We start from the raw sequence: 11,342 nt of genomic DNA on the forward strand, positions 1-11,342 counted from the left end.
ATTTGATCATTTGATATATTTACATTTGATCATTTGATATATTTACATTTGATCATTTGATATATTTACATTTGATCATTTGATATATCTGCATTTGATATATTTCCCCCTCAAATTCACTTCTATATTATTCCAAAAAATCCGCAGATGTGCCCCGCACATCGAGACCTGCCAACGCCCTCCCACCCTCACTCTCAGCTCAACCTTCCACATCCAATACCGTCACATACCTATAACGGCCTCAAGACTTTTTCACTCTCAACAACCCCTTCAGGCCGTTCTCCTCCATCGGCTCAGACTTTCGTTCCCAGCACCGTCGCATACAGACACAAGTCAACAAAACTCCCGTCCTCCACAACCAAGCACTCCTAAAAAAAGCCCGAGGGGTGTGCAGAGGGGCCGCGGCTTTGCGGCCCCTTTGCGGTTTTCCTTTTTTCCTCAAAAAAATACTGTGCGCCATTCGCCAAAAAAAGCAAACGCCACACAGTATTTAAAAAAAGTATTTCTAACCTCTTGTTACTTTACTTAACAACACGCACCCTATACATTCCCTCAATCTCCTTGAGTTCATCCAACGCCTTAGCAGACGCCGCACTCTCAAGATCAATAAGAGTATAAGCAAACTCCCCTTTACTCTTATTCGTCATATCCGCAATATTCAGTCCCTCAGATCCAAGGATCTTGGTAACCTGACTGATCATATTCGGTGTGTTGCTGTGCGCAAGAGAGATTCTTCCAACAGCCACACAGGTACCCATATCACAGTTCGGATAATTAACTGAATTTTTGATATTACCATTCTCAAGGTAATCGCGGATCTCCTTTACAGCCATCTCTGCACAGTTTTCTTCAGATTCCTCTGTAGACGCACCAAGATGAGGAGTTACCAGAATACCCTCGCGTCCTGCAACTGTCTCATTTGCAAAGTCAGTTACATACTTCTTAACCTTGCCACTCTCAACAGCCTCGATCAGCGCATCCTCATCAACAAGAAGATCTCTTGCAAAATTCAGAAGAACTACGCCGTCCTTCATCTTATCGAAAGCTTCTTTGTTGATCATCTTCTTAGTGCTGTCAAGAAGCGGCACATGAATGGTGATATAATCGCACTGGCTGTAGATCTCATCCAGGCTCTTGCTGTGCTTGATGGTTCTGGACAGGTTCCATGCCGCATCAATAGAAAGATATGGGTCATAGCCATATACTTCCATGCCAAGACCGCATGCTGCGTTTGCCACCATGGCTCCAATGGCTCCAAGACCGATGATACCAAGCTTTTTGCCGCTGATCTCGCATCCTGCGAACTGTTTTTTCTGCTTCTCGGCAAGCTTGCCGATGTGCTCTTTATCTTTCTCCTGTGCAACCCACTCGATACCTCCTACGATATCTCTGGATGCAAGGAGCATACCTGCAAGTACCAGCTCTTTTACGCCGTTTGCGTTAGCTCCAGGCGTGTTGAATACAACAACACCCTTCTCTGCATACTCCTTAACCGGAATATTATTGACGCCTGCACCTGCACGTGCAACTGCGCAAACGCTCTTCGGCAGCTCCATGTCGTGCATTTTTGCACTTCTTACAAGGATTGCATCACACTGGTCAGCGGTCTCTGTTTTTTATAATTATCGCCAAAAAGTTTCAGACCTTTTTCAGCGATAGGATTCAGGCAATGATACTGGAACATTATGCATTCTCCTCCTCGAATTTTTTCATGAATGCAACCAGTGCCTCTACGCCGGCCTTTGGCATGGCATTGTAGATGCTGGCACGCATTCCGCCAACAGTACGGTGTCCTTTCAGGTTTACAAGTCCTGCTTCAGTTGCCTCTTTGACAAACTTGGCATCCATTTCCTTGTCACCGGTTACGAACGGTACATTCATAAGAGATCTGTCTTCCGGAACTACAGTTCCTTTGAACAGCTTGCTGGAATCCAGGTAATCATAAAGGATTTTTGCTTTTTCCTCATTGCGCTGTTTCATCACTTCCAGACCGCCCATCTTCTTCAGCCATTTAAATACTTTTCCGCATACATAGATGCAGTAAGCATTCGGCGTATTGTAAAGAGAGCCTGCGTCTGCATGTGTCTTATAAGTAAGCATGGTTGGGGTTCCCGGAAGAACATCCTCTGTGATCAGGTCCTCACGGATGATCACGATAACCATGCCTGCCGGTCCGATGTTCTTCTGAACACCGCCATAGATAATACCATATTTGCTTACATCCACCGGCTCAGACAGGAAGCAGGAGGATACATCTGCTACCAGAGTCTTACCTTTTGTGTTTGGAAGTTTTTTGAATTTTGTGCCGTAAATGGTGTTGTTCTCACAGATGTATACGTAGTCTGCATCCGGGCTGATCGGCAGATCACTGCAGTCCGGGATATAGCTGAAGGTTTTATCTTCAGAAGAGGCGATCTTGTTTGCTTTTCCGTATTTCTGAGCTTCCTGATAAGCTTTTTTTGCCCACTGTCCTGTTACGATATAATCTGCGACCTTGTTTTTCATAAGGTTCATCGGGATCATGGCAAACTGCTGGGATGCTCCTCCCTGAAGGAAAAGTACCTTGTAGTTATCCGGAATGTTCATAAGCTCGCGAAGATCTTTCTCTGCAGTATCAATGATCTCCTGAAAAGCTGCACTTCTGTGGCTCATTTCCATAACAGACATTCCTGTGCCGTTATAATCCATCATCTCATCCGCTACTTCTTTGAGTACTTCCTCTGGAAGCACTGCCGGTCCGGCAGAAAAATTATACACTCTACTCATGTTTCTTCATATCCTCCTCGTCAAATACATCATCAAGGTTCGCACCAGCCGGTACCATCGGGAACACACTCAGATCCTGATCGATCCAGCAATCCAGAACGACAGGTCCCTCTGCTGCCAGTGCCATCTTAAGTGCAGGCTCCACATCCTCCATCTTTGTCACACGAATGGCTTTTGCACCCAGCGCCTCTGATAATTTCACAAAATCAACGGCGTCATCCAGTACTGTGGAAGAATATCTCTTTCCATAGAAAAGCGTCTGCCACTGACGCACCATTCCCAGTACATGATTGTTCATAACAATCTGGATCAGCTGTCTGCCACAGCGTGCAGCTGTTGCCAGCTCATTCATATTCATACGGAAGCATCCGTCACCTGCTATATTTACAACTGTTTTTTCCGGTCTGCCCATCTTCGCGCCAATTGCAGCGCCAAGGCCATAGCCCATGGTTCCAAGTCCGCCGGAAGTAAGAAGAGTTCTCGGCTCTTTGTATTTATAATACTGCGCCGCCCACATCTGATGCTGTCCAACATCTGTGGAGATGATCGCATCACCGTTGGTCAACTCATAAAGCTTCTCTATAATATACGGACCTGTAAGCTGTGTGTGATCATAATTCAGCGGATATTTTGATTTCAATTCCTGGATATGTGCGATCCACTCCGGATGTTCTTTCTTCGGAATTTCCTCCAGAAGGCGTTTCAGCACTTCCTTCACATCACCGATCACACTGGCATCCACTTTGATATTTTTATTGATCTCCGCAGCATCCACATCGATCTGAAGGATTTTTGCATTATGTGCAAAAGTTTTGGTATTTCCTGTTACACGGTCACTGAAGCGTGCACCGAGAACAATAAGAAGATCGCACTCTGTTACGCCAAGATCGGAAGTCTTGGTTCCGTGCATACCTACCATACCTGTATAGAGAGGATCTTCTCCCGGGAAGGTACCCTTGCCCATCAGAGTATCGCAGACAGGAGCCTGGATCCTGCGAGCCAGCTCACGTACTTCCTGGTCAGCACCGGAGATCACACATCCGCCGCCAACAAAAATAAACGGTTTCTCTGCCTCTCTGATCATTTCCAGTGCCTGATCAATATCTTCTTTACGGATACTTTTGATCTCACGGTTAACCGTAGCCGGATGACATGGCTCATATTCATATTTCATTCCTGTGATATCCTTCGGGACATCCACAAGCACCGGGCCGGGTCTTCCGCTTTTTGCAATATAAAATGCTCTTCTTAACGTATCTGCAAGATCTTCGATATTCTTTACGATGAAACTGTATTTTGTTACAGGCATTACGATACCTGCGATATCAACCTCCTGGAAAGAATCTCTTCCCAGGAGTGGTCTTCCTACGTTTGCAGTAATGGCTACCATCGGTACGGAATCCATGTATGCAGTCGCGATCCCTGTTACCAGGTTAGTTGCTCCTGGACCGGAGGTTGCCAGGCAGACACCTACCTTTCCGGTCGCTCTTGCATAACCGTCAGCAGCATGGGATGCACCCTGCTCGTGGGAGGTCAGTACATGTGTGATCTCATCTTTGTATTCATATAAGGCATCGTAAACATTCAGGATCGCGCCGCCCGGATATCCAAATACGGTATCAACGCCCTGTTCCTTCAGACATTCTACGATGATCTCTGCACCTGTAAGCTGCATATCTTTCGTTCCTCCTTATTTTGCTTTCGGTACTTCCAGGATCGCACCACGGTTTCCGGATGTTACCATGGAAGCGTATCTTGCCAGATATCCGGTTGTCACCTTCGGCTCTCTTGGCTGCCATTTTTCTCTTCTAGCCTGCATCTCTTCATCTGAAACCTTGATCTCCAGTTTCAGCTCCGGAATATTGATGCTGATGATATCGCCTTCCTCAACCAGTGCGATCGGGCCGCCTACTGCTGCCTCCGGTGATACGTGTCCGATAGCGGCTCCTCTGGATGCACCACTGAAACGTCCGTCGGTGATCAGGGCTACGGAAGAACCAAGTCCCATTCCCACAATAGCAGATGTAGGATTCAGCATCTCTCGCATTCCAGGACCACCCTTTGGTCCCTCGTAGCGGATAACCACAACATCTCCCTCTACGATCTTACCGCCCTTGATGGCAACAATTGCGTCATCCTCGCTGTCAAATACACGTGCAGGACCTTCATGTACCAGCATCTCCGGTACAACTGCAGAACGTTTTACAACACCACCATCCGGTGCAAGGTTTCCTTTCAGTACTGCAAGTCCGCCTGTCTTTGTATACGGATTGTCGATCGGGCGGATAACATCCGGATTCAGGTTTACACAGTTTTTGATATTCTCACCTACTGTTTTTCCGGTTACTGTCATACACTCTGTATGGAGAAGTCCCAGCTTGTTCAGCTCATTCATGACCGCATAGACACCACCGGCCTCATTAAGATCTTCCATGTAGGTCGGGCCTGCCGGTGCAAGGTGGCAAAGGTTCGGGGTCTTCTCACTGATCTCATTTGCAAAGCTGATATCAAAATCCATTCCGATCTCATGTGCGATAGCCGGAAGATGAAGCATACTGTTTGTGGAGCATCCAAGTGCCATATCTACTGTAAGTGCATTTAAAACTGCCTCTTTTGTCATAATGTCTCTTGGGCGGATGTTCCTTCTGTACATTTCCATTACCTGCATTCCTGCATGCTTTGCAAGACGGATACGTTCAGAGTATACTGCCGGGATGGTACCGTTTCCTTTCAGTCCCATACCGAGAACCTCTGTCAGGCAGTTCATGCTGTTCGCAGTGTACATACCGGAACATGATCCGCAGGTCGGGCAGGTTTTGTTCTCGAATTCTTCCAGATCATCTGCTGTGATGGTTCCTGCTGCATAGGATCCTACTGCCTCAAACATACTGGAAAGACTGGTTTTGTGCCCTTTTACATGGCCGGCAAGCATCGGACCGCCGCTTACGAATACAGTAGGAACGTTGATCCTTGCCGCTGCCATCAGAAGACCAGGTACGTTTTTGTCACAGTTGGGAACCATGACCAGAGCATCAAACTGATGAGCCAGTGCCATGGCCTCTGTGGAATCTGCGATCAGGTCACGTGTTACAAGGGAATATTTCATTCCAACGTGTCCCATTGCGATTCCGTCACATACTGCGATCGCCGGAAATACAACCGGTGTGCCGCCAGCCATTGCAACGCCGAGCTTTACAGCATTTACAATTTTGTCAAGGTTCATATGTCCCGGTACGATCTCGTTATAAGAGCTTACGATTCCTACCAGTGGTTTGTCCATTTCTTCCTTTGTCATTCCAAGGGCATTGAACAGGGAACGATGTGGTGCCTGCTGTGTGCCTTTTCTTACGGTATCACTTTTCATTTTTAAGGTCTCTCCTTTTTATTCTTTACGATAGGATCCGGTATCTGTTTATAGACTTCCTCTTCCAGGTACCGGTTTTTTCTGTTCTGTTTCGTTTTCTTCTCTCTGTCCCGCTTTATTTATGCAATGGCATCTGCGATCAGATCGCCCATCTCTTTGGTTCCGACAAGCTTGCATCCGTCAGACATGATATCTCCTGTTCTGTAACCCTCTGTGAGAACCTTCTGTACTGCTGTTTCCACAGCATCTGCTTCTTTATCAAGATCCAGAGAATATCTCAGCATCATGGCAGCGGAAAGAATGGTTGCGATGGGGTTTGCCTTGTTCTGGCCTGCGATATCCGGTGCAGAACCATGGCTCGGCTCATAGAGACCAAGCTTTGTCTCATTTAAGCTTGCGGAGGAAAGCATTCCGATGGAACCGGTCACCATACTTGCCTCATCAGAGAGGATATCTCCAAACATGTTTTCTGTAAGGATAACATCAAACTGCTTCGGATCACGTACCAGCTGCATTGCACAGTTATCAACCAGCATATGCTCCAGTGTTACATCCGGATAATCCTTTGCCACATCCTCCACTACACTTCTCCAGAGTCTGGAAGAATCAAGAACATTGGCTTTATCTACACTTGTAACCTTATTTCTTCTCTTACGTGCGATCTCAAATGCCTTAATGGCAATACGGCGGATCTCATTCTCATTATAAGAAAGAGTATCTACCGCTGTGCGGACTCCGTTCTCCTCAGTAGTCTTTCTTGCTCCGAAGTAAAGACCTCCTGTAAGCTCTCTTACGATGATCATGTCAAAACCATCTCCGATGATCTCATCACGGAGCGGGCAGGCATCACGAAGCTCATTGTAAAGATACGCCGGACGAAGGTTTGCAAACAGGTTCAGCGCCTTACGGATCGCAAGAAGACCTGCCTCCGGACGTTTGGACGGCTCCAGCTTATACCACGGGGATGTCTTGGCATCACCGCCAATGGAACCCATCAGTACTGCATCAGAAGCTTTTGCCTGGGCAATGGCTTCCTCTGTAAGAGGTACTCCGTGAGCATCAATGGATGCCCCTCCTAAAAGAACCTCTGTGTATGAAAATTTATGACTGTATTTCTCACATACTCTGTCTAAAACTTTTTTGGCCTCGGCAACAATCTCCGGACCGATTCCGTCTCCCGGAATCAGGGCAATCTTGTACTCCATTTTATTCACTCCTCCGATTTCCCCTGTGCTGTAAAATTTTAACGCACTGGTGTGGATAATTGTTATTATCATAACGCACTTTTCGACGGATTTCAACCTATTAAATAGATAAAGTTATTTCCGGAATGCAAAAAATAAACGGCAATTCCCTGTTTCTGCCGCCACAGAGCCATACTTTCGCACACAGAAAAAAGAAAAACTGCCCTACCATTCCGGTACAGCAGTCTTTCTTTTTTATCATATTCTGTTTTTCCTGATGATCTTCTCAGAATTTCCCGCTGGAACCACCGAAGGTATCACCGGAAGATGAGGTATGGGTGCTGGAACCACCGTTACTGTCCTCATTTTTCGGTTTTGCGGATTTTGATACCGTACTGTAGAGGTAAAAATCATTACTTCTGGTCACATTCATACTGCCCTGCCGCACATAAGAAGCCGCCCAATCCTGTTTTCGCACAGTTTTCAGCTTTCTTCTCATATTTCCGGTCACCAGTAATCCTACCACAAGCCCCACAGCAAGAGCGATCAGCAGGTTTATCCCAACCGCAAAAGGCTCATCCGGAAGGTTTTCCACATCGTATGGCTCTGCCTCATCTGCCTGCGTGATAAAATCATCGCATTCCGTGGCAAACTTATGAAACGCTTCGTTATAATCACCGTCACTTAAATAAGGCTTCACCTGATCCATGATGTAGGACTGTCCGGCATCCGTAAACACTTCTATCGCATATCCGTGTGTTGCAATGGCCCAGTTACGGTCTCCCATATCCAACAGGAATAAAATACCGTCACCATTTTCCCCCTGTCCATATCCATGGTCAATAAAATAATCCTCCGCATACGCCTGGGCTGTTTTTCCCTCAAGACTGTTAACGGTAACGACCACAACATCTACCTGATCCCGCTCACTGATCTCATCCAGAGTACTGCTCAGGCTCTCCTGCTGCTCTGCATCCAGAAGGCCCGCCTGGTCATCCAGACGGCTTACGGTGCCTGCCCATACTGGAAAAGCACATGCCAGATACAAAAGGATCGATATCAAAAATACAGATATTCTTTTTTCATGGCATCCACCTCCCTACAAAGCCCAGATCAGATACAGGATAATATAAGTGATCACACTCACGACCCCCGTTGTTCCCAGGAACCATCGTGCAAAAGCGTTCTTGTCTGTAGGCAGATTTCCCACAAATTTCCCTGTCTGACCATTCATGGCAAATATGTAATTATCACCCTTCCACTTCGTCTGCAGGATCCATACGGGATATAACGCATATTTCGTTGTCCCGTTATGAAGCCGGATACTGGTATTCTCCGGTACCACACTGGCGTATCCTCTCACCGTATCCCGGAATGCAGCCTCTGTGCTGCGGCGGATACGCTCATTGGCACGTTCCTCACACTCGCTGGCTGTCACATCATATTTATCTGCAAAATATCCAGCCAGATACGCAGTCTGAAAATCCACCGCTTCTTTGAAATCAAAAGGCTCTATAGACTCCATCAGATCATTTTCCATGCTGGCAGAGCCATCCACCGGTACATGATCAAAACCAAGAGAACCACTTCTGTGTACTGCATAATAGCTAGTCTCCGTATAATCATAATCACTATCGCTCCAGAACCGGGTCTTTGTTGCACGGTAACGGATATCTGCATCTGCGTCTGTGTCATACAGCCAAAACGGAACGTAGATGCCCTTAACCTCGCTGATATGATTCTCTGACTTAAATGCTTTCGGCAGAAGCCTCTTACCGGTAAGATGCTTTTTCAGCCTCTCCTTTGCCGCTTTCTTGTCCAGCTTAAACGGGATCACATAATCCGGCTTCAGTGCACCGGACAGCTGCCCGGTCATTACCACCGGACTTCCGCAAAACGGGCAGGCCGTTGCTGCCGTATTGGCATCTCCCACGATCTCACCGCCGCAGGACTTGCACACATAGGTACGCAGCCCCTCACTCTCCCCGTCCTGCCACTCACTGCCGGCCTCATCCGACCAGCTCATATCCTCAGGCTGCTCTTCCTCCACAGTCTGGGCATATTCCGATAACGTCCCGACATCAAACTCCGTATCACAAAACGGACACTTCATCTTCTGCACAGAACTGTCAAACTCTATGGAGCCACCACAGCACGGACACTTAAACTCCTGCATCTTCGCCATATATTCACCTCACTTCATCATTCTGTATCCAACAACCGGCAGGAGTTACCCTGCATTTTGCTCCTGACCATCTCTCTTTCTGATCTATACTGCATCCTCCGGTCCGAACGGATCACCGCACTCCGGGCAGAATTTCGGTGGATTCTCCGGATCTGCCGGTTCCCATCCGCACCTGCTGCAGCGATACTGCATCTTCTTCTCCGGTTTCTTCGCTCCACAGTTCATACAGAACTTGCCTTTATTCACCGTACCGCAGGAACAGGTCCAGCTGTCCTCCACCGGACGCGATGCACCACACTCCGGACAGAATTTCCCTGAAGAAACCGCACCACAACTGCAGGTCCAGGAACCAGCCGCAGCCCCTGCTCCGTTCCCTGCCGGCGAAACCGGCTGCGCTGCCTGCTGCTGTACACTCTGCTGCTGCGCCTGCTGCTTCTGGCCCATCTCAAACAACTGCTGAGCATTCAGACCACCTGCATTAGCAGCCATACCCATGCCCATAAAACCAGTCATAGCCCCTGCTGAATTAGAAGCCGCAGCCTTCATAGCATCCGCCTGGGCCCCGGTCAGAGTAGCCGCAGCCATAGCAGGATCACGCATCATAGCCGTACGCTGAGCCTGCTTGATCATCTCGGCATCCTCATCCGGCAATGTCACAGAACCAAGTGCCACACTGACCACCTTAAGCCCACGAAGCTCCTCCCACTTGGCAGAAAGCACCTCATTCATGGCATTCTCCAGCTCCGTATTATGAGTCACGATCTGATTCGGACGCAACTCCAGCTCCGAAAGCCTTCCGAAAGCAGGCTGCAGCGCACTGATAAACTCCGCCTTCAGCTGTCCGTCCAGCTCCTCTCTGGTATACTCCCGCTCCACATTTCCACACACATTCGTATAAAAAAGAAGGGGATCCGCGATCCTATAGGAATAAACACCATGACATCTCACAGCCACATCCACATCCAGCCCGATCCTGGAATCCACAACCCGGAACGGGATCGGATTAGCAGTACCAAACTTGTTATCCACAAGCTCCTTGGTATTAAAATAATACACCCTCTGATCCTTACCCGTATCACCGCCAAAAGCAAACCTCTTCCCGATCGTATCAAAGGTCTTCCTGATTCCGTCACCCAGACTACCTGAAAAAATACTCGGCTCCGTAGAAGCATCATACGTATACTCTCCCGGATCCGCACAAACCTCAACAACCTTTCCCTGCTCCACGATCATCATACACTGACCATCCGCCACAGCGATCCCGCTGCCGCTGGAAATAATATTATCACTCCCATGCTTATTGGAAGACCTGGAAGAAGACCTCTTCGTCCCCTTCACAACCATCACTTCTTTATCCATAGCCTCACAGTAAAAAAACTCCTTCCACTGATCCGCCAACGTACCACCCGCTGCACCCACAGCCGCTCTGATAAGACCCATAAATCCAACCCCTTTCTGAAAATTCATTCTTATTTACAATTTTACGATATTCCAAAGCTATCGTCACTCTCATTTCTGATAGTAACATCATTATTACACGAATTTTACCAAAAATCCACTTATTTCTATACAATATTACAATTGTCATATTCCCATCACATCCACAATTGTAGGCATATCCACACAGTCCATCCGCGCTGGCATCAAAGGCTATTCTCCCATCACATCCGCAATTCTAGGCACATCCGCAATCCAGGCTGACAGCGCAGCGCCTCAGCCGTCCCCCCAATCAAACACAAACTCAGCCATTGCAGTCGTCCAGCGCAGCGCTGACGACCCACAACCAACCGTCAAACGACACTATTTCTCACTGGAAGCACCAGCCGGGGAAGGGGATGCTGGA

7 protein-coding genes and 1 pseudogene are annotated in these 11,342 nt (G+C 47.8%); all 8 read right to left on the minus strand.

Going from position 1 to position 11,342, the window contains the following annotated elements:
• Positions 1-521: 521 nt before the first annotated feature.
• The 8 genes and pseudogenes from CK1_RS15830 to CK1_RS15865 all read right to left on the minus strand — a co-directional run bounded on the left by CK1_RS15830 (position 522) and on the right by CK1_RS15865 (position 10,939).
• Positions 522-1,684 (minus strand): annotated as a pseudogene (locus tag CK1_RS15830) (phosphoglycerate dehydrogenase).
• Positions 1,684-2,766: a 3-phosphoserine/phosphohydroxythreonine transaminase gene (gene serC / locus CK1_RS15835; protein ID WP_015527147.1), complete on the minus strand. Its 1,083-nt coding sequence runs from the start codon at positions 2,764-2,766 to the stop codon at positions 1,684-1,686. The pseudogene CK1_RS15830 and the gene serC overlap by 1 nt, the downstream one beginning before the upstream one ends.
• Complete coding sequence (gene ilvB / locus CK1_RS15840; RefSeq protein WP_015527148.1) at positions 2,759-4,441, minus strand: biosynthetic-type acetolactate synthase large subunit; 1,683 nt, start codon at positions 4,439-4,441, stop codon at positions 2,759-2,761. The genes serC and ilvB overlap by 8 nt, the downstream gene beginning before the upstream one ends.
• Positions 4,442-4,456: 15 nt before the next feature.
• Complete coding sequence (ilvD, locus tag CK1_RS15845) at positions 4,457-6,130, minus strand: dihydroxy-acid dehydratase (RefSeq protein ID WP_015527149.1); 1,674 nt, start codon at positions 6,128-6,130, stop codon at positions 4,457-4,459.
• A gap of 119 nt (positions 6,131-6,249) precedes the next feature.
• Entirely contained in the window at positions 6,250-7,335 is a 1,086-nt protein-coding gene (gene leuB, locus CK1_RS15850) for a 3-isopropylmalate dehydrogenase (RefSeq protein ID WP_015527150.1), read from the minus strand.
• Positions 7,336-7,600: 265 nt separating this feature from the next.
• Complete coding sequence (locus CK1_RS15855; protein WP_306288994.1) at positions 7,601-8,362, minus strand: TPM domain-containing protein; 762 nt, start codon at positions 8,360-8,362, stop codon at positions 7,601-7,603.
• A 51-nt stretch (positions 8,363-8,413) separates the two neighbouring features.
• Positions 8,414-9,499: a TFIIB-type zinc ribbon-containing protein gene (locus CK1_RS15860; RefSeq protein ID WP_015527152.1), complete on the minus strand. Its 1,086-nt coding sequence runs from the start codon at positions 9,497-9,499 to the stop codon at positions 8,414-8,416.
• An 84-nt stretch (positions 9,500-9,583) separates the two neighbouring features.
• Positions 9,584-10,939, minus strand: coding sequence for an SPFH domain-containing protein (locus CK1_RS15865; protein ID WP_015527153.1), 1,356 nt, complete (start codon positions 10,937-10,939; stop codon positions 9,584-9,586).
• Positions 10,940-11,342: the final 403 nt, after the last annotated feature.

This window comes from Ruminococcus sp. SR1/5 (genome assembly GCF_000209835.1).
Lineage (GTDB): Bacteria > Bacillota > Clostridia > Lachnospirales > Lachnospiraceae > Blautia_A > Blautia_A fusiformis.

Coding starts and splice junctions, on each gene's coding strand:
- leuB (WP_015527150.1), bottom strand. CDS start 7,335: ATGGAGTACAAGATTGCCCTGATTCCGGGAGACGGAATCGGTCCGGAG.
- ilvB (WP_015527148.1), bottom strand. CDS start 4,441: ATGCAGCTTACAGGTGCAGAGATCATCGTAGAATGTCTGAAGGAACAG.
- serC (WP_015527147.1), bottom strand. CDS start 2,766: ATGAGTAGAGTGTATAATTTTTCTGCCGGACCGGCAGTGCTTCCAGAG.
- CK1_RS15865 (WP_015527153.1), bottom strand. CDS start 10,939: ATGGGTCTTATCAGAGCGGCTGTGGGTGCAGCGGGTGGTACGTTGGCG.
- ilvD (WP_015527149.1), bottom strand. CDS start 6,130: ATGAAAAGTGATACCGTAAGAAAAGGCACACAGCAGGCACCACATCGT.
- CK1_RS15860 (WP_015527152.1), bottom strand. CDS start 9,499: ATGGCGAAGATGCAGGAGTTTAAGTGTCCGTGCTGTGGTGGCTCCATA.